Origin of the sequence: Candidatus Nitrospira nitrosa, assembly GCF_001458735.1 — a bacterium.
In the GTDB taxonomy this organism is placed as follows: domain Bacteria; phylum Nitrospirota; class Nitrospiria; order Nitrospirales; family Nitrospiraceae; genus Nitrospira_D; species Nitrospira_D nitrosa.
Genome location: NZ_CZQA01000014.1, coordinates 32,317 through 52,802 on the forward strand (window position 1 = coordinate 32,317; position 20,486 = coordinate 52,802).

Here is a 20,486-nt window from a genome sequence, read left to right on the forward strand (position 1 = left end):
AGTGGTTGCTTTCCTATTATTCCCAGCCAACAATGGCTCACATGATACGGCAAAGCCTCGTCACAGTGATGCTAGGACTCACCATGCAGGTATCGCTGGCAAGTTGCAGCGCCCCTGCACATGTGGGTGAATACCCCAATCAACAACGCGTGGTTGGGAAATCAACGTCAGCGATCCTTGCCTGTGCAGGGACACCCCAAAAACAAACATCCGACAGTGAGCGGACTCTTCTGCGCTACTACCGTGAAGCGCCGATACTGGAAGAATCTCGGCCGGTTGGGAAAGGCAGCTTTGCGACAATTCGTCATGGCTGTTGGGCCACCGTGGTGCTGGTCGATGACCGTGTTGTCGATGTTCAATATCGTTTCGTCCCTCCAACATTTGATGCATCCAACGACTGCGAAGAGATTTTTGATTCCTGTCAGTAGCGGCGGCTTCCGGCTGCTGCATCACTGTCATGGCTTTTGGATCTCGTTCAGCGTTCCCACATTGAGACTCCTCATCCTGGGCCTCCTCCTCAGCTACCTTTCGAGTGGTACCCCCTCCGCATTGGCCCTCGAAAAGTACGGACGCCCACTCCCCTCCATTAACGATTCAAACGGACGTGAGGCGGAGGAATCCCTCTTCGCCGGCTATTTCCTCACCGGCGTATTTGCCTCAAACCCCTCTTTTGCTGCCAGACCTGACAATACAGGTCTCGTGGGTCTGCGTCATATGCTCCATCTTGAAACCGATCTCTACAAGCAGTACCTCACCTTCTATACAGATCAGAATTTTTTCTCAGATCGCACGAATGGATGGATTGAACTAAGTGAGTGGGACGGCACCTATGCGTTTACCGGTGTACTGGGCCACGTCAACTGGCGCCTCCAGTATGAACGCGACGCGCCAATTGACCGGAAGGGTGTGACGCAAGAGTATGCCGACGGGCTGGTGACAGCGAAATTTCAAGCCGTGCAAGATTTCCCTTGGTGGCAACGCCGATTCCCCCATCAAAATTTGACGGCCTATGCTGGGGCCGGCTGGCTTTTTCATAACAGAAACTACTTCGCCAGGCCCGACAATACCGGCCGAGCGCTCTTTCGGTACGTCGCCCATGCTGACCTCGATCTCTACAAAAACAAGATCGTGCTCTATGGCGATGTGAATATGTTTACGGATCGGGATGCAGGAAATCAGGCCAGCCCGACCGAATTGGATTGGATCATCGGGCTCGCCGTACGCTGGCGCAACATGGAATTTGCGGTCTATCACGAACAAGATCAGCCGCTGGATCGAGCCGGCCTTGTTCAAAAATATCTCGCGCTCCAGCTCCGCTTTTCATTCGACATTTCAAAGCAAGATCTTGGGATTGGCCTTGCTCAACCAACATCAGGGGATCAGTGAGGGAGTTTGAGGACAGCCGTAAGAAGGCGGTCCATGATCCGGTCTGGTAGAATCTGCCCGATAAACGCACGGATCTTTGCATCCGTACCGACCAGGTAGCGAGTCTTGGGCACCGGAGCCGTTAAGGCGTGCTCAACCGCCTTCGCGACAACGTCTGCTGGAATCGCTCGTTTCGCTGCCTCCTCCACCACCTTTCGCACCGCCGCCACAGTCGGCTCATACAGTCGTCGAAGATCCGTTCCCATCACGGCCTCTCGCCCAGCGGCATCCTCGGCAGACTTAGTCCAGATTGGTGTTGTAATCGCACCAGGCTCGATAATTGAGACTTGGATGCCCCATGGTTGCACCTCAAGTCTCAAGGCATCGGTCATCGCCTCCAGTGCGAACTTCGACGCCGAGTAGGCGCCCATCATCGGAATCGTCGAACGACCCGCAATCGAGCCCATATTCACAATACGCCCACGGGCCTGACGGATCAGCGGCAGAAACGCCTGCGTGACAGCGAGCTGGCCGATCACATTCACTTCAAGCTGCCGCCGAAAATCAGCAAGAGGGATCGCTTCGAGCGGTGCCGGCACTGCAATCCCGGCATTATTCACAAGCCCATACAGCCCACTCGCTCCACATCGCTCGGACACTATTGCACGAGAACGTTGAATGGATGGCAAATCAGTCACATCGAGCAGGATCGGCATGAGTCGATCAGAGCTGGACTGTTGAAGCACCGCCCCATCTTCAGGCTTCCGCACTCCGGCAAAGACGGTGAACCCCAATCGATCAAGACGCAGCGCACAGGACGCCCCAATGCCCGTGGACGCGCCAGTAATGACTATGGCCCGATCGCCTCTGGTTGACATCACACCCCTTTCAAGTTTCTACCGAGAAACCATAACAGGTTTGGAACGGCTTTCTCCAGATGGAGCCGGCCGTTCTTGATGCTCGGGGTCTCTTCCGCTTGATTTCATTTCTGATCGCTGCGATTGCAACTCAGCCACATTAACCAGACGGAACCGGGTTATAACCAGATATACCAATGAGCACCTACAGCCAGCCTCAACCATGCCACGACGGTTGGATGGAAAGCCCCTTCCAAGCGATAAGAGTCACTCGGCTTGAGGTGAATCGTTTTAGATACGAAGTGAATCAGTTTAGATACAACCTGAATCTTTTTGTGTTCACCCGTCATACCCTATTTCAACGCCAAACAGAGGCCTTTCCCACTACCCTATAGAGGCCACGTTGAGCTCACAGGCTACGTATTGCTCAATTCTGCTAGCCCTTGCCAGATTGCAGTGAGCGGTGGCTTGTAATTTGCTTAGATCTCAGACATTCAGCATGTCGTCAGAGCTAAGATCAAACCAAGAATGATTACGTATGGACATTTATTCCTGAGGTTGGAATCTAGGACTCCTACTTCATGGCCTCGATTCCCATCTTTCCCAAAGTTGAGTCCCTGCTTGTCACTTGCCATTCTCTTACTGCATTTAACAAATGGGGTTCTCACTGTATCGGCGGAAATGCCCATTACGTCATCTGGTTTGAACACGCACATTAGCAGTCCGGTCTCGGTAGATGGGAAGACACAATACGACATTACGGGTGGGACCAGAGTAGGAGCAAATTTATTTCACAGCTTCGGGAACCTTGATGTTCCTCAAAATACGATTGCAAACTTTCACAACGAGTCCATGCACCCCACGGACAATATCCTAGGACGTGTCACCGGCAATAGCGTTTCGGACATTCTCGGTACCATCAAGACCACTGAATTCGGTGGGGCGAACCTCTTTCTTATGAATCCAGCCGGGTTCCTATTTGGGCCCAATGCAAGCCTGCATGTCGGTGGAGCCGTTGCGTTCACGAGTGCAGAGTACCTGCGTCTATCGAACGAAGCCCAAACTGGATATTTTTATACCGACCCAGCTAACCCAAGCCTCCTCACTCCATGGCCGGTCGCTGCGTTTGGATTTCTGGGTTCAAGTCCAGGAGCAATTACCGTACAGGGTAGCCAATTGAAAGTGACGGAGGGAGCCAGCCTTTCACTAGTCGGTGGCAACATCATTATCGAGTCTGCGATGACTAACGGGGCAGTCCGCTCGGCACAACTCTTAGTGCCAAATGGCAACCTTCATCTCGCTACCACGGTATCGCCGGGAGAATTTCCTGCTGATATAAATGCTTTTTCGCTTGTAGAACCACTTGCGAATATTGATGGTCATTCATTTGCAGCCTTTGGGGCCATTACACTTACGCCAAACTCAACTGTCAACGTCAGTGGCACAAACACCGTTTCGATCCGAGGAGGCCACTTTGTCCTAAGTCTGAACGACACGACCCTCAGTACCACTGACAATACGGTAGCGCCAAATTTCATCTCACTAAAACCTACCAGTTTAATTATCTCGGCAAATGATGGTTCAATGCCCGGCGCCAACATTCAGATCAGCACAGCAACGCTACAAATGGATCGAGCCGAGATAATTACCCGATCTACCGGGATAGGAAACGCGGGAGCTATTGAGGTTCATGCACAAAACTCGATCAACATTACAGACTCTTCAATGTCTTCTGCGAGCGAAGGCCAGAACACCGATGCAGGGGCAGGAGGGGACATCCTTCTACATGCACCATCTATAGACATAACGGATAGCACGCTGTCCGCTGTTACCGTTGGACCAGGAAATGCTGGCAACATCTCCCTACGGGCGAATGCCTTACAACTCGTATCCGTCGACCCTAAAGATCTTAAGAGTACAGAAATTAGTGCAACTACCTCCGGACCAGGTCACGGTGGAAATATTTCTATTCTAGGCATCACTGGATCTGGCAGTCGTGTACAAGACGTTACGCTGTCAGGTTTGAGCAGTCTCCGAAGTGAGACTCTGAATGGTACAGGAACAGGTACCGGCACCGCCGGGAATATCTCGCTCGATGCCAGGCGGTTGTCGCTCATGGAGAAAAGTATCATCACAACCGCCTCGCGCGACAGTGACCCGAGCCACACCAACTCCGGTAACGCTGGCAACATCACGCTCAACACAACAGAATCAATTCATATCTCGCAGAGCCTCGTAACGAGTGATGTGAGTGAAGCCAGTACAGGAACCGGTGGCCATATTGTAATTACCACCCCGATTTTATTGGTTGAAGATGGGGGCTTCATATCGACAAGTACTACCTCTTCTGGGAACGCGGGAACTGTCACAATCAATTCACGCCATATGACGTTGGCTGGTGGAGGACAAGTAACAAGCACGAGTTCGCTTGAAGACCTGATACCTCCTCCAACTGGAGCAGCCGGCACCGTAATCATCCAGGGTGTCGAAGGCCCTGGAAGTCGCGCAAGTTCTATCAGTATCAGTGGGAAGGGGAGGTCTGGGGTATCAAGTGGGATTGTTACCGACACCCAAGGCACCGGTGCAGGCGGGAATATCACGCTCGAAGCTGATCAGGCACAGCTCGATGATGGTGCCCAAATTACAGCAAACAGCTCCGAGGGGGGAAGTAACGCAGGCAACATCACCATCACCGCTACTAATGGCTTCAGTATGAAGCAGAACAGCAATATCACAACGTCAGTGTCTGAAAATAGTACCGGGGGGAACTCAGGCGGTGGAAACATTAAAATTACAACCTCACCATCAGCAACCATACATCTGCAAAACAGCACGATCAGCGCCTCGGTCGGTGACGGACGAGGCGGCGGTGGAAATATCTCCATTGACCCACAACTTATTATTCTTCAGGGCAGCAACATTTTGGCTCAGGCTGATGAGGGAAGAGGAGGTCAAATTTCCATTACCGCTGGAGTATTCCTTCCGGATGCTAACAGTGTTATCAATGCAGATTCAGGATCCGGCGTGAACGGAACTGTAACCATTCAATCGCCAACGTCGAATTTGAGTGGTACCGTGGGCCAACTGGTATCCAAAACGAGCCCGCCCCAGGCGCTGTTACATAGCCGTTGTGCCGCATTAGTTGGTGGCCGTGAAAGTACGTTTATTCTTGCTGGCCGTGGCACACTCCCATCCGAACCTGGCGGTTGGCTTCTAAGTCCGCTTACCCTTGCCGGCTCTGAAGCCGACGGCAGCATGATGAGCAGTGTGGGTCTGCATACGAGAGACAGCAGGAAACTAGAAGCATCACCATTCGTACCTATGCGGCACATTGTCTTCCCAGAATTACTCACTCAGCCTGTTCCCATAGAGTGGCTGTCGAACTGCAAACCATGAGGTATCCCCCAGCTGTTCTTAGGGCAATTGCAATTTAATTTATTGCAACTTAACAATATTCCGCATCTACAAAATGGAGGATTTGAATGTCACAATTCATCATCAAGAAATCTCGTGACCCTAATGGGAACATTCAATATAGCATTACGTGGCCGACAAGGAGGAACGTGCAGAAGTATCGTTTCCTGGTTGGCACAAGCCCTGGCCTTGACGACATTTATAGCGGCAAAACAAAAGAAGGAACTGGACCGGGAAATTATACCGAAGAGCTGAAAGGTGTCCCTCGCAAGTGGCTTCAAGTTTCCTACTTAAGTTCAAATAGGCTTGGCCATACGACTCCCGAACAATTGCCTTAGATGGCATAACAAAATGACCATCAGAGTTTCTGATGGCAGATGAGGCAGACCGCTAGTTTGACCAGCGCGTCATAGTTGTAAGCCCGTTGCTCGATACGGTTCCGGATTTTCCCGAAGCGCTTGAACTAAGCCAGGGCTCGCTCGACATACTAGCGTATCCTGCCAAATCCAGAGCCAAGCTCCGTTCACCATTTCACGAGTTTTGGCTCGATCCTGCGGTGTCGGAGCTGACCTCGAAGCGGCTCGGAGTCATAGCCACGATCTCCTTGCACCCGATCAGGCCGTCATCGTGGCCGGTTTTTTTCCCCGCACCTTCAGCACCCCATCCACCAGCGGGAACACTTGGGTGACATCGTGGGTATTGGCCCCGGTCATCGGGATCGCCACCGAGTGCCCATGACATCAACCAGGATGTGCAGCTTCGAGCCCAGCTTGCGACGATTGGTGAAGTTGGTGCCTGTGTTCTTTTCGCCGCTCGACACCTTCGTGGTCGCACTGTCAAGCAGCGTGCGGGACCAATCGATCCTGTCGGCACAGTCGAACTCCGCCAACAGCACTTCTTACAGCTGCAGGAACACGCTATTCCGATGCCGCTGCTTGAGCTGACGTAGGCAGGTCATCCCAGAGCCGCACCACAGCTCGGCGGGCAGCTCCCGCCATGGAATGCCCGTGCGTGGCACGAAGATGATGCCAGTGAGAACCTTGCGATCATTCAGGGGCTTGCGCCTCGGATACCGTGTGCGCCGACGGCGTGGCTGAAGCAGGAGCGGGCTAGCCCGATCCCAGAGGTCACCGGGAAGCCATTTTGAAACCGCTTTTAGCGTTCATTCCTCCGTGAATGCCAGTATGCTGTATCATGTGACGAAATGCTGCCATCTCCTCGACGGGCATTTTGTTAGACGCTCTTACGCTTACCGGCTGAATCAGAAATGCTGGTGTGGCTTTCTTCCCAATCTTCCTCATAATCCAATAATTGAAGAGTATAATGACTTTACCAGGATAGGGTGCGCTCATTTCATCAACTGTTTGACCAGGAAGAGAATCAAATTGAAACCCCTCGAGGTCTAGACTGTCTCTCCCATTTTCGATCTTACCCACCTTACTTGCACACCACCATCCCTTCTGAAACCCTGTCCGGCAATCCGCACTATTCTCCGTAAATATCCGACAGTCCGTCAGGTCCTTCACGGCTTGGCGATAACGGCGGTCGCATCGGGGTGAATCCAAGATGCGGCCGATGATAGTGATACCGGTCCAGAAATGCACGCACCTCGCCCTGGAGTGTGGGCAGTTCTTCTACTCGATAGGAGATCCACCCCAAGCATTCCTTGCGCAGGGTTCGATTGAAGCTCTCAATATACGCCTGCTCGTTCTTCTTATAGGGACGGGCGATGCGATGTCGTGTACAATACTGGAGCACCTGTTGGGCAAACACGCCTTTGAACTCTGAGCCCCCATCGGTCTGGATGATCTGCACAGGCCCGGTAAAGCGGCGAGTCATGGCTGTGCGCAAAAACATGGCCCCATCCTCGCTTGTTAGTCCGGTCCGCAGAACGACATCCGCTTCCTTCGTATAGATGTCCACCCCGGTAAAGGCGAAGACCTCGCCAAAAACCACGGTATCCATCTGAATGACCGCGCGGGGAGCCGTGGCAATCGGCACAACGCCGCGTGGCTGATTGGTCCGGCCCCGAGGCCGTAAGACGTATCGTTCAGCCAAGATTTCATAGATCTTGGGAACAGAGAGATGGATATGCTGTTCATGAGCCAGAAAGTACTGAATCTTCTGCCCACAGCAGTCGTATTCACGGGCGCGAATCGCCCAGACAAGGCGTTTGACCGCTCCCGGGACCTGTCGTGCCGGACGTGGCCCCGTCTTGGCCGCAGCATAGCGATCCAGAAAGACAGAGAGTCCTTCGATTCGAACTGCCTTCAGCCAGAGTCCTATGGTTTCTCGATGGCGCTCAAGTTGGCCCGCGATCGCGGAAACGGAGAGCCCTTGAGTCGCCAGTTCCGCTGCAAGAATGATCCGAGTTCTTGTGTCCATGTCCAGAGTCTACTCTGGACTGTCGGATATTTACGGCAACAATGCGCAATCTATACAGCCCACTGCGAGCGTGCTATAGTATTGCCTTCTTTGGGTTGCAGTACAGAACCAGGTCGGTCTATGCTAGGGTATCTAGCTAGAAGACATCAGCCAAAAGTGAACGATCGAGTAAACCACAAGAACCCACGCAAGCTCTCTTAAAACAAAAGTGGCGGTGTAGCTCAGTTGGTAGAGCAGCGGACTCATAAGCCGCGGGTCACCCGTTCAATCCGGGTCACCGCCACCAAACCAACATCCCATTTGAACTTATGATCTGCCGCCGATGAGAAGCTCCTAAGTGCATGACGGTTCTAGCCAGGAGCCTATCACATTCCGAGTGACCTCATTACTGGGCTATCTTTGACGAGTCCCATGTATGAATCACGACTCGCTGACGCTGCCGGACAACGCCCTGTATATTCGTGAGTGTCGTACCATTGCCCAGCACAACTGCAGACTGCCGCAGATCCCAACTACCCTCCTCATGTTCACCCATGGCCGCCATCAATGCACAGCCCGCCTCAGACCAGGCTTCTGCCGGGCTTCGCCAGCGGCCTGTACGAACATCCGTCGGTTGATACGGATAGGCAACGTACCAGGATACTCCTGGTAAACGTCGACCGATCCGTTGAGCCGCATCCGGATCGAAATACATAGCCGGTACAAACACCTTCTGGCCAGATGCAGACCCGAGAAGATGGAATCGCTTCTCCACCTGTGTCAATGGTGCGAGTAGCAACCATGTAGTATTGGGACGAATGGTGCTTAATTGATCAAGATGGGCTTCATTGAAATGGACCCGTCGCATTTTCAGCTCGTTTCTCACGAAGTCTACAATCTCTGATGTCGAAAGTCCGCTCGCCGTGGTGAGAACGGTCACGGCCCTTGCACGGTCTCCTAGTGCTCGGTCAAGGAGCGCGCCAACCTGACTCGTTAGTCCAGGCAAAGGAAATGCGATACCTGGATTCTCGGGGAGATCTAGTGGTGTAACCGGCAGTGCGGTCACAACGGGCCATTCCATTGCCGCATTGATGTATTGCCGCTCCCACCCCACAATGTACGGCGCCAAAACAGCAGAGACCCGTTCATGTGCAATCTGAGTCTTCATCTGTGATAATGCATCGTCTGGATCAGCGTAGCGAATGATTTCAAACGGTGGAAACCGCGTGGTAGTGCCGATGGATGGACACGAAAGCAATCGGTCGCCGATTTCTCGCGCAAACGCTATGGCGACGGAATTGGGTAAGAGACCCAGTACAACCTTCGTCGTTACGTCCTCACTAACGGAACCTTCACTGATTTGTGTAAGGTATGAGAGTAAGGCGTCTGTCTCATCCTGACTGAGATCGAACCGAGGCATTGCTGGATCGAGCGATCTTCCACTGGAAGCCACCCCCTGATGGATAGCTCGACTAAATGTCAATCGGTTGTACGGAGGCCTCGCCCCACCGGCACGACGAGGTGCGAACACTTTGCTGAGAGTATGCCAACGAATATCAGGCGCATGGATAAACGCTTCACCGCCACCTCGCGCATTCGCGCCATGGCAAGATACGCAGGCTACGGCAGCTCCTCGAAGATCTAGACTGCCGTGAATACGCCCGCCTATTTCTCTGCCATCACGTCCGATTCCTTGTTCAAAAATACTCTGGCCGAGTTCCGAGTCAGGAGCGTCGGCACCGGCACACAGAGACCACCCCACCACGAATAGAAAGGTGACTGTCCATACACAACAAGACCTTGCCATGAAGTATTCCGTTATTGTTTGGCGGCCACTCGTTGCAGTTCCGCGTAGATAAACTCTGGGGTCGCATCGGGCCTGATTTTCACCCAGTGGGCTCGAGAGGCATTACCGGCAAGGAATAGGGATTTATGATCGGCCGGATCATCAGACCACTGCCCTAACCGACTCAGCAGCGGCTTCATGACCTCTTGATGGCCTGACAAAAACCTCCATCCGGGATGATCTGCCTGATGTTTCTTCGCAAAAGCCTTCAGCGTATCAGGCGTATCTCGAAGTGGATCAGATGAGAGCGACAAGAACAACACCGAGTGACCAAACTCATCACCAAATCGGTCCTTCACCTGTCCTAACAAACGAGTAATCAACGGGCAGGCGTCCCGGCACTCGGTATACACCACATTGATGAGGACGATATGATTGTATAGGAGATCACTGACAAAGCGATGCAGGACACCGTCCTGATCGAACAACTCTGCATCACCGAAGTAGGTACGCGCCTTTTGTAGACGCACGTCCTCTGAACTTGCTGCAGTATCGAGCCCGCCTGGCCCAGTCGGAGCCAGTAGAAACGCCACTACGATCAGAAGTATACGCCACCACGACATCCTTACCGAGGTTTGAGTGTTATACATACACAAGTTCCCCAGCTACTGCGCCCCAACCATCAGCAACGCCGTCTTGGCCACGTCATGAGGATCAGGAATGCCAACCCAGCGCTGCCACTTCCCTGTTCGAAGATTGCCGGCCATCATGATCGGCGGATGATCCTCCGGCCTACCGAATACCGGAACATTGAACGCGCGGAGCGCTTGTTTCACATCAGGAACCGTCCCGGTCAGCCAATACCAATGGGCCGTTGTGGCGAATCGACCCGCATAGTCCTTGAGCTGCACAGGCGTATCATTAGCAGGATCGACTGTTAAAGAGACCAAAACCAGTTCATCACCTAGGCGATCTCGCACATCCTTTTCCACTTGCGCCATGATGGCACTGAGGATGGAACAGCTCGTTTTACAGGACGTGAAGACAAAGTCAATCACAACAGTGCGTCCCTCCAACAGCCTGTCAAGCAGTTGGGCACGGTTCTCTTGATCAACGAGAGCCACTGTTGGCAGCCGTACCGTCGTCGATTCTCCCGCAACCGTAACGCGGATAAGAATTAGGCCCTGCAGGCACAGGACGCTCAGACAGAGAATCCTAAGAAGCCAGATGCTCGGTATCACGGATAGTTCTCATTACCGTCAGTATTAGGTGTGGAGGCTTCCACAATGAGAGTCGAGAATGTTGCTTCAACTGCTTGAGAGCCGCCAATGTGAACATAGTACCCGCCTGGCTCTGAGAGTGTTCCCTCTCCAACCATCTGGCCGGCATTGTTCTGATCGACCTTCAGAGGCCATCGAAGACTTCTCCCTCCTCGTGTCGGGACTACTCGCAGTTCGAATACGTCCCCCATCCTGGCACGTGAGTGCGGGCCATCCTTTCGACGAACGCGCATTGTAATGGGCTGCCCCACCACGGCACGGTGCACCGGATCTCCCAGCCATTCAAATGCGACTAGTTCCGACAATTCATTTACTGGGGCACGATCGACGTGCAAGCCGATGCATTCCCTTATCTTCGGAGCATCACTCGCGATGGCCAGGACCATCCGCCCAGCCGACGGCAGTTTCACGACGGCGGAGTATTCTCCCGGACCGACCTGTCGAAGTCCTCGTTGAATCGCAAGGGCCGCCATCGGCGTATGGCCGTAGGTGCGAAGACCGGAGTCCGGTGCGTTCATCCCTTCCATATAGTGATAGACCGTACGTTCCGTAGGAGACGCGAGAAAGGCCCCGCTTCTGTTCAGAGTAAGACCCATCGTAGAGGCAATCGGTAGGCCTTCTTTCGTCTGGGCGAGAATACCGGACCCAGCCGGGATATATTGCGGCGCAGGATGCGGCTTATCGAGGGCGGCTAGCGAAACCATGGCGACTTGTTCACTCGCCAGACTTCGCACATACACATATTGATCGGAGAACATCACATCATACGGCTGACCTGAGACCGTGATGGCATGAACCGGTTGCCCAGTCCCTGCATTCAGGACATGCACACGATGCTGGCTCGGATTGACAATGAGCACGTAGCGCTTGTCGGGCGAGAGTTTGGCTGGCCCGATACCGGGTTGAAGGGCCACGCTATCGATCGCCTGACCTTGTGCGGCATACCGATGCACCCGACCGTGTTTGCCATCGACTACCCAGACCGTACTGTTCGAGGGAATGCTCATGACACTCAACGGTTCACCAGGCACCGTCATCGTACGGATGATGGCGAACGTCGTGGCATCAACCACGGTAACACTTCCGGCCTGGCGGTTCGTCACATACACATACCGCCCCTCTTCACTAAACGCAAACTCATGGTGACCACCTGGCAACGGAAGACTCTTTACCAACTGGTTTGTGACAGTATCAATAATACTGACTCCCTCCTGCCGTCCGGCCTTGCCGGCCGCAATATGCCCGACCCAGAGCAACCGTTCATCAGGCGCCAGGGCAAGCCGAGTGGGAAGACCAGGAACGGGCACATGAGTAAGCACCTGTAACGTCTGAAGATCCGCAATCGCCACGGCAGGCTCTTCGGCCAGCCCGACAAAGAGCTTGGCATCATCCGATGTTTTAATCCAATCGAACCCCCTGCCTTTTAATTTGAGTGAACTGTACAGGCTGGTTCGGCCGGCAAAGCTGACTGAAGGATCGAGCACCGACACACTTGGCTCGGCATCCAACGTCAAAACATAGTAGCCGGTGAGGTCGAGAAGTGGACGTTGCAAGAGATCGCCACCAAGATAGCCCGCAACGCGTTGACCACAAGCCGGCATGGCACCGGATGCGGTCGACATCGCGTGATCCAGCCAGGCCCCAACGTTCCAGTTATTCAACGGATGACCATCGGCCTGGCGCGTGACTGCCATGCGGATTCTGATCAGCTGATCAGCGTGGATTCTCGCAGGGGCGCTCTGCTCTGTGACCGGGTCAATTAAAAACTGAACCCGCAGGCCTTCTTGCTCGATGGTCTTCTTGAGATAACTGGCGTGAGAAACAGCCGGCCCTACTCCGAAGAGCAGGGCCATTAGAACAAGAAGAATCTCTCGTCTTATGGAGCAAGTCTGCATGAAGAACGTAGCAGTTCAGGGGTGAAGCGAATGTTTGTTGAGTTTTCACGCTGTACAACTCTAACAATACTCCAAAGTCCGCTAGTAATACCAAACCCTCCATGATCTTGCCAGAGATAGTCCCCTGGTACTGCGTTGTCGCCACCAGCGGACTTCAACACGACATCAAAATGCGCCATGGGCGTAAGACTCTCTTGACCACCCATTCCCATCTGTAACGCACTCTCGCCAATACACTTGGCTGGGACGCCCCATGTCTCATGACGAGGCCCATTCGGATGCTTCTTGTTGACCGCTTCCGCGAGATACGGATCGCGCGCCCAATTATGTCCATGGAGCGAAAAGGTTGTCGCTCTCCCAACTCCCGTGGGCAACAAGGCACGAACTCTTAACTCAGTGCCAGCAAAAACTGTTGCAACCGGAGTATACGGATCCCCAACATTCGGTTCAGAATGGAGAGACGTTCCTCCCGTGTCACAACATCGATTACTAAACGCTTGCCACGCATGCATGACCCCACCAAACCCTTCCTTTCCAAATGGCGAGTCAGGAGATAACCCGAACCTAAACCACATAGGTTCGGTGCCGTAGTTAATGGCCATCTGTCCAGAGTCGTGTGCATCTTCCGGCGCCGTATTCTGAGGCGCTTCGTTTGCACCGGTTTTTTCTGCCGCCAAGCTTTGCACCGCATCTCCGTTGGCATAGCGAAGATTTAAACCTTTTTGATGGACGAGAACCGTCTCACGAAATCGCTTGATGCCATTTCTAGAAGACGCTTCCTTGAGTAAAGGATATTGCACTGTGGTCGTGGCTCGACTTTTCCGAATTTGACCAGCCTGCTGCCTATCAGCCACCAAATCATCCACAGGTTTATCCACCCACTCGGGGGTCCAGCTTGAGCGTTCTGGCTCAACCACGAGAGCTCCCACCGCACCCTTTTGTCCTTGTTTGATTCGATCAGGTGGAGTCAAATTTGTCGCACCAAATTCAACGGGGACAAATCGACACTCTTTACTGCGATCAGGAGCCTGATGAGGCTCTTTCCGCGCTACCACAAAATCGGTGTCGGTTGAATCAAAGTTAAAGAATCCTGCCTTCAGCACCATATTCTGCCAGGGAAAGACCTCCTCAGGCCGTTGGGCAAGACCCGCATCGAGCCCTTTGGGATTGAGCTCAGTCAGAATCCTGAGCTCGGTGGCTAGTTCGCCAAACACACCAGCTTGGTCCAGTTTTTCCAACCTAGGTTTAATCGTACTAAATTGCTGCGGTTGAGCGTCCACCACTAAATTCAGATTATTCTTAAACTGGTTCTGCAGAGCCAGGTTGTCCTGAAGGACTATCTGACTAGTGGCAAGCTGAGCTGACTGAGGAATATTGACCGAGGCTTTCGGTTCTGCGCCCACTGCGCGAGCCCCAAGTCGTTTATTGGGTGCCACCGACCGTTGCCGAAGTTGTCCTCCATCCTGCTTCATGGACATGGTACTGAGTGCCAACGACATCGCCTCCTGAAGTACGGGGATTTGACTCTGGCTCAGTCCGGTAACCTGGAGAATCCTGTCTTGATATTTCGAGACTAATACGTTTGACAGCAGCTGTGGATCTACCTCGAGGGTGCCAAACGGTGAAAACCTCAGCATGTCTATCTTCGTCAATGCATTTTTGAGATCGACAACGACCACACGCGCATTTGGGTCCGGCAAACATTCTTCATGAGCACCGACTCTCTCGACAGTACCCGCATACCATTCATAGATCTTGTGATGGCCCGGCGGCACGGTGCTTACTAGATTAATTCCGACATTATTCCCGTCATGTTTATTCGTATCGTACAGCACCATTTGTGGATGCAATCCAATATGATTAGAGGGGCGTATGAGGTTATTATTAAACGACACCATACTGGAACCAGGGAGACCTCGGTCCCGTATCTGGATTCCTGACAACGACGTGTAGCCCTCTAAATCAGGCATCCACGAGCGAAAGAATGGAAGCCGGTTCTCTAATGTTGCTCGAATACACTCGCCTGCGGCGGCCCTTAGGACAACGGGCTCTAGAGGATGATCCGCACGTAACTTACCCGTCACTGGGTCAAGATCATCCTTGTATACAATTAAAATGGCCGTAGGGTCATGGAGCGGGCCAGCTTGACCTGCCCCCTTGTTCACCAACGTGGTTCTTGGGTTGTAGACCAATGTTCCGCCATTTTGATTGAGTCTTGCGTTTGGAGCAGCACCAGGGATGGTTATTCCAGGAACAGGATCCAAAACCTGATTGGCCAAAACCGCCACTAAATGATAGGGACGAACAGACGCTGACTTAGGACAACTACCTTGCAGAAACGTACTGGGCACTTTGATTCCATTAACTACCTCCTGAAGGTTACTTTCTTCTAGCAGTAATTTAGGCTTAAGCCCTTCTACCTCTGAGTTGATTCGAGCGTTATTGTTGTTCGTCTTCTTTGCTACTTGAAATTTCGGCAACCCTCCCAAGTCAAATCTCGGAGGAGCAAGATCCTCTTCTCGCTCAGATATTTGAAGCAGTGACGCAATATTGAGATTGAGTGGGCTCACAGGAGCCTGATACCGCCTGATGGAACTACGGAGAATCCCCCAAACACCGCTCCACAGTCCATCCTGGCTCGTATCCACCGTATAAAGCCGATCAACCAATCCTCCCTGGGAAAATGCCCCCTTTTCCGTTATTCGGTCGGTAAATGTGAATTGCTCAGAAAGGCCGGTATTTTGTGAATTGCGCCAGCCTGAATGGGGCGCCTGGCCGAAGCCAGACCCCGCTTGAATCCAGGTTAAGGAATTGATCGTTCCGTTGTGCTCGTGTTCATGAGCCCCCCCCTGGACCTTCACCTTTACCAAGTCTCCTGCATAGGTGCGCATGTGAGGTGTAAAGGGGTCACCAGGAAATATCCCATTTGTCAAAGCCGGATATGGGCGTTGTACCACCCAATTCGATCCGGTCTTCACCAGGGTCTTGCCCAACCGGGTATTCAGCTCCGGAATTTTCCGATCAGCTCTCGTTTGGAAAGCAAATGCAAGATCTCCAGGGAAACCAGTGGCTTGCACCTTTGTCCCAGGATCGTACACCCGTGATGCGATTGGCTCATTTCGGTAATTGACGACCATCATACCCACATCGTCAGCTGAAATCGATTCAGGACAAGGGCGTTTGGGAGCCAAGGGATTGCCATACACCGAACCAACAAGTTTTTCCTCATTGGGACCACCAGGGCATGTCGCAGGGTACTCAAAGATATCGACTGGCACGCCACTGCCAACATTGGTCTTGCTGGCCGGCTTTCGGTACGAAGGATGGATGGCATAGCGAAATGATTCGGTCATAGATTGGTCATGCTTGACCATCAGATCGGCGCCAGGACCATCTACTTTTATAAATCGCAGGTCCTTTTCTAACGTGTCCGGACTATTGATGCGTTTTCCATCCTCATCCACGCCGACAAAGACGCCCTTCTCATACGCATGCTGAAAATCGCCGAATTGCAAGAAAAACTCTCGATGCGATTCATCCCGACCATCTTTATCGACATCCAATGGAAGAATTTCACCGAACTTGTTTCTTGCCTTGCTTCGGATTCTTGCTTGCCATGTTGTGGGACCACCATCCGGTCTGGTGTACAGTGCGACTCCCGTTTCATTGTGAACCCATTCAGAATTGGGCGGCTCGGTCAGCATCGTGGCATAGAGCCCCAGCTGCTGGTGAGTCGATGGCCCGAGATGGTCGTGGGTAAACGTGATTCCAAGACCACGATGCAGCAATCCTTTATTCACAATAGGGTCTGAGAACCATCTCTGAATGGTTGTGCGAGCGCCCAACCAATCGCACTTTCCAGGAATACCCCAGCCCTTTTCAAACTCTCTTAAAGTGGCTGCGCTCGCCCATGCGTTTTTACATTCCTCGTCGGTAAGCTGCAACACAGCCGCCCCACTTTGAAAAGCTGGGTTTTTCCCGAAATACGGATGCGCTGTAGGGACAAGGGGATTAGGATTGCCAACTGGAGGAGGAACCGGATTTGCGCTCTGTTTGTTCCATTCATTGATCGCATGAATGCGTTCGCGCACCGCTCCTGGCGAAAAGGTGCCGTCTTCATAATTAAATCCGTTGGCACCTCCATCAGCTGATGTGAGATCCCATTTAGGCAAGTGGATGTGTTGTCCGATCACATCGGTTGGTGTCGTGATCTGATAATCATCCAAATAGAATTCCTTGGGAACAAGATTCGTGTGCTGGTACACGGCGCAATCATACGTGTTCATCCGCAAGACCAACGGCTCCGGTGGACGCTGCCTGGTCAATAACCCAGGAACGTCCTCCCAGAGAGTGAGAATGCGTTGCTGGGGATAGTGATAGCCAACCTTATTGAACACCACATCCAATTGCAGATTCGCGCCCTTGTACACACGAGGGTTATTCCCTCCAAATTCTATCCCTCCAAGGAGGTCCAATTGAGACGAAAAGTACTCCTCAGGTCCCTTATACCTTCCGCCAAAGAATTCCCCATGCTGCCCCTTCAACAAACTCCGACCTTTATCGTCAATACAAGGATCGTTGTACGGCGCACCAGGAGTTGGAGGGGCTCCATTTGTAATAAACTCACTACCCGACGGCACGCCACTCATGTCGATCTTACTGGTTGGATGAATACGTTGTGCATGAAACTTCATTGCCAACTGTTCAAGCGGAGTACCAGTTTCGTCGTAATACAGAGGTTTCGCTTTCTCGATATCCTTGGTAGCTGTAAACCTAGTGATCTCCGAGTGATCGTGCCCACCTGACGAATAACCCGCTAAAGCATGTCTTGGCAGTCCTCCGTTATGTCCACCAGCCGATAGATCCATATCCAACGGTGGAGTCGTTGGGCGAGACCCCATAGAAACAGGATCTGCTTGTCCAGCACGCTGAGACACCCCTGCCACCCAAAAAGGGAACCCTGGATTGCCATGTTCACTCCCTTTCCCTGCGGGTGATACCTCTGCTACAGATCCATGTGTTTGGCTGTCATCCCCGATGCGCGGTTTGACCCTCACGGATACTGGCATCGGCGCCATGCCTTTACCAGGAAGTGGCACAATGGCAGGTATTGGAGTTCCCGCGACAATTTCCCCATCCGGTAAGGCTCGCGCCTTCTCAGATGGCCTGCCGTGCATTAACCCAAATTGCTCGGTGTGATAACCGGTCCTCGTATCGCTGACGGCCAAGTGTGTGCCGGCTTCAAAGACATCATGATTGCGCCACATGTACCACATACCCTGCGCAAAATGCGGGTAGAAGTGGCAGTGAAAAATGGCATCTCCAACGGTCTTATTGCGATTACCCGAGCCACCAAAGGCAATCTCATAGGTGTAACCAGAACCCGGCCCAAGCCCTTGCGCATCAATGTAGTTGGAATTGTCGTCGTTTGGGTTAAACAACCACTGATGGTTGTGGAGATGGAAAATATGCTGCTCTTTTCCTGAATGGATATTCCGGAATTTGACAAAATCGCCGATGTAGCTATGGTGAAGATTGGCAGGATCATGCGGATAATAGGCCTCGGTCGCCCAGTTCTTCTGTACACAGAACTTGTCAAACATGCCCTTATTCGGCCACGTGCCAGCTTCCTTTTCAGCCGGGGTAGTAGGGAGAAATTCCGGCTGACATCGATACGTCTCCATGTTGGCCGGCTGGTCCACAATCATTGCAGCATCACCCACCGCAAATGAGCTCAAGAAGAACTCCTCATACGCACAATCCAAACAGTCGTGCATGGGACCGGAATGCAGGCGATTGGCAATGATCTCCGCTCCAATACCTCCTGATCCATAATTGATCATGAACGCATCACGCACGCCATGCAGCGTATGGCCCAATTCCGGATGGTCGAAGAAATACGGATACGATTGAGTCGCTGCATTCTCATCATGAAAGACTGATACAAACTCTCGAAATGGCTCTAGCCGATTAGGCAAAGTTGGGTTGCGAGCCCACGGTGCCGCGGGATGAATATCTTGTTCGATTGGATACGTCGTGTGGGGAAATGATCCATCAGAGTTAGGCCCAACTATAATGGCATTAATATCTCCATGAATAATCCGATTGTTCTGAACCATGTTCAAAACTGGAAGACCTGACTTCCCTTCATTCGACCATGGCGAACCTGCCGGATATTGGGCTTCATAGTTGACAACCGGCTGGCCAGTAGGCGTCACACCCGTCGTTGCCAAACGCATCTCCTCTTCAGTCACTTGGGCACGATAAAACCTTGCCTGCTTCGGCTGCACTGCCACGGCACCAAATAACCCGACGCCACTATTGCCAGCCGTACCTTCCCCCCCAAACACCGCGCCACCATTACTGACAAGATACGCCCCTTCTTTAGGAGCAAAAAAGCAATACTCTTTTGTTTCTCCTGGCCTCGCAAGGCTATTGTTATTCTTCCCAACATAGGAGCTGTCGTCGTCAATGTTTCTCACTAGTTCCAACCCTTGTGGATGAAACCCAACCACTCGGCTTGCAACTTGATCGTCGATGTGATTGAGCCGCTGATCATCAGGCGTACCGATGGGATCCTTAGCTGCATGCTCCATCGGATGATCGACGTTGGGCAACGGGTCTGGAAACGAATTAAATGGATTCCCTGGTGTGTGGTGCGGTGGCACCGCCTTGTCCTCAAGCAAATTTGTAAACCGCACCTTGAGATAGCCACCCTCGGCGACTCGCAACACCAACGGCCTTGGCCGTAGATCGGGCCGCAATGCAATGTCGCGGCTTGTGGTACGCTTCACAACTTCGCCGAATAATTCCTCCCCTTTCGTCGAATAATCGAGGGATTTATTAGTTTTTAAATCAATAAGATCATGCCTCAGCGCATACATCATCCAATTGACATTCTGCGCACCAAGACGATTGAACACCATCGGATGGTCAATCGCCACGACATCGGCTCGAAGTACATCAGCCGGACAGGAGGCGACAGGTGGTTTGATCACAATCGGTGGCTTTATGATCCCAGGTATTGTTACCCCTGGCTTATTAAGGCCAGCTTCGGGGTGTGCAGCTCGACCTGCGTTAATCTGTTTGCTTACTGGCGCCGTGGCTCCTGTTGGAGGCTCCGCAAAAACAATCCCCGCGAAGGTCAGTGCCATGAAGACCGCCACACCCAGATTCGGATAGGAACGCGCCGTCATAAAATCCTCCTTCACCAAACCAACTAACCCATCCTGCATGATTATTTATAGAACCGGCTAATGAGGCAATCTTCGTAATCAATACGCATTCATTACAATCCGCGTGCTACTTACGCACTTTCGCGTGATGAGTCAAGTTCATTTTTTCACTCGTATTCTTAGAGAGAACGTTGCTATCGTGTGCCCAAAGCAAGGACCGGACCTGAAGGAGATTTTACACACTCACCTACAATCCTGCGGATATCTAATGATGAGAATAAGTTGAGGTGAATCTTTTTTGATCCACCCCGTATCTAAACAGATTCAGTGCAATCGCATCAGAGGGGTCC

At 52.4% G+C, this 20,486-nt stretch carries 13 protein-coding genes and 1 tRNA gene; 6 read left to right on the forward strand and 8 right to left on the reverse strand.

All coding sequences use genetic code 11. From position 1 onward, the window contains the following. The first annotated feature begins 41 nt into the window (after positions 1-41). Together COMA1_RS20840 and COMA1_RS19660 are read left to right on the forward strand one after the other, a co-directional pair. Positions 42-428, forward strand: coding sequence for a hypothetical protein (locus COMA1_RS20840; protein ID WP_141654431.1), 387 nt, complete (start codon positions 42-44; stop codon positions 426-428). Then, positions 412-1,386 carry a hypothetical protein gene (locus tag COMA1_RS19660; protein WP_141654432.1) on the forward strand — a complete coding sequence of 325 codons (975 nt, stop codon included), beginning with the start codon at positions 412-414 and terminating at the stop codon, positions 1,384-1,386. The genes COMA1_RS20840 and COMA1_RS19660 overlap by 17 nt, the downstream gene beginning before the upstream one ends. Here COMA1_RS19660 and COMA1_RS19665 read toward each other — a convergent pair. Next, the gene (locus COMA1_RS19665; protein WP_090751241.1) at positions 1,380-2,243 is read right to left on the reverse strand and encodes an SDR family oxidoreductase; all 864 of its coding nucleotides are present in this window, start codon (positions 2,241-2,243) and stop codon (positions 1,380-1,382) included. The genes COMA1_RS19660 and COMA1_RS19665 overlap by 7 nt on opposite strands. A gap of 660 nt (positions 2,244-2,903) precedes the next feature. Between COMA1_RS19665 and COMA1_RS19670 the strand changes: the two genes are divergently transcribed. From COMA1_RS19670 to COMA1_RS21260, 3 genes are all read left to right on the forward strand, one after another. Beyond that, positions 2,904-5,618 (forward strand): two-partner secretion domain-containing protein, encoded by a 2,715-nt coding sequence (locus COMA1_RS19670; RefSeq protein WP_245631171.1) that lies wholly within the window; start codon positions 2,904-2,906, stop codon positions 5,616-5,618. Positions 5,619-5,704: 86 nt separating this feature from the next. Beyond that, positions 5,705-5,974 carry a hypothetical protein gene (locus tag COMA1_RS19675; RefSeq protein ID WP_090751243.1) on the forward strand — a complete coding sequence of 90 codons (270 nt, stop codon included), beginning with the start codon at positions 5,705-5,707 and terminating at the stop codon, positions 5,972-5,974. A 413-nt stretch (positions 5,975-6,387) separates the two neighbouring features. Then, on the forward strand, positions 6,388-6,585 hold the full coding sequence (locus tag COMA1_RS21260) for a hypothetical protein (RefSeq protein WP_176698203.1): 198 nt from the start codon (positions 6,388-6,390) through the stop codon (positions 6,583-6,585). Here COMA1_RS21260 and COMA1_RS22250 read toward each other — a convergent pair. Together COMA1_RS22250 and COMA1_RS19695 are read right to left on the reverse strand one after the other, a co-directional pair. Then, positions 6,535-6,738, reverse strand: a complete 204-nt coding sequence (locus tag COMA1_RS22250) for a transposase (RefSeq protein ID WP_090751245.1) — start codon at positions 6,736-6,738, stop codon at positions 6,535-6,537. The genes COMA1_RS21260 and COMA1_RS22250 overlap by 51 nt on opposite strands. Before the next feature lie 383 nt (positions 6,739-7,121). Continuing rightward, positions 7,122-8,021, reverse strand: a complete 900-nt coding sequence (locus COMA1_RS19695; protein ID WP_090742504.1) for an integrase core domain-containing protein — start codon at positions 8,019-8,021, stop codon at positions 7,122-7,124. 210 nt (positions 8,022-8,231) lie between these two features. Between COMA1_RS19695 and COMA1_RS19700 the strand changes: the two genes are divergently transcribed. Next, positions 8,232-8,307 (forward strand) — tRNA-Met (locus tag COMA1_RS19700). A 99-nt stretch (positions 8,308-8,406) separates the two neighbouring features. Here COMA1_RS19700 and COMA1_RS19705 read toward each other — a convergent pair. Genes COMA1_RS19705 through COMA1_RS19725 form a run of 5 tightly spaced genes read right to left on the reverse strand, consistent with a single transcriptional unit; the run spans position 8,407 to position 20,157 of the window. After that, positions 8,407-9,807 (reverse strand): c-type cytochrome, encoded by a 1,401-nt coding sequence (locus tag COMA1_RS19705; protein ID WP_090751247.1) that lies wholly within the window; start codon positions 9,805-9,807, stop codon positions 8,407-8,409. An 11-nt stretch (positions 9,808-9,818) separates the two neighbouring features. Further along, on the reverse strand, positions 9,819-10,436 hold the full coding sequence (locus COMA1_RS19710; RefSeq protein WP_090751248.1) for an SCO family protein: 618 nt from the start codon (positions 10,434-10,436) through the stop codon (positions 9,819-9,821). 15 nt (positions 10,437-10,451) lie between these two features. Continuing rightward, positions 10,452-11,027, reverse strand: a complete 576-nt coding sequence (locus COMA1_RS19715; RefSeq protein ID WP_090751249.1) for an SCO family protein — start codon at positions 11,025-11,027, stop codon at positions 10,452-10,454. After that, positions 11,024-12,919: a YncE family protein gene (locus COMA1_RS19720; protein ID WP_090751250.1), complete on the reverse strand. Its 1,896-nt coding sequence runs from the start codon at positions 12,917-12,919 to the stop codon at positions 11,024-11,026. The genes COMA1_RS19715 and COMA1_RS19720 overlap by 4 nt, the downstream gene beginning before the upstream one ends. Positions 12,920-12,942: 23 nt before the next feature. After that, positions 12,943-20,157, reverse strand: coding sequence for a cupredoxin domain-containing protein (locus COMA1_RS19725; RefSeq protein WP_090751251.1), 7,215 nt, complete (start codon positions 20,155-20,157; stop codon positions 12,943-12,945). Between the last annotated feature and the right edge of the window lie 329 nt (positions 20,158-20,486).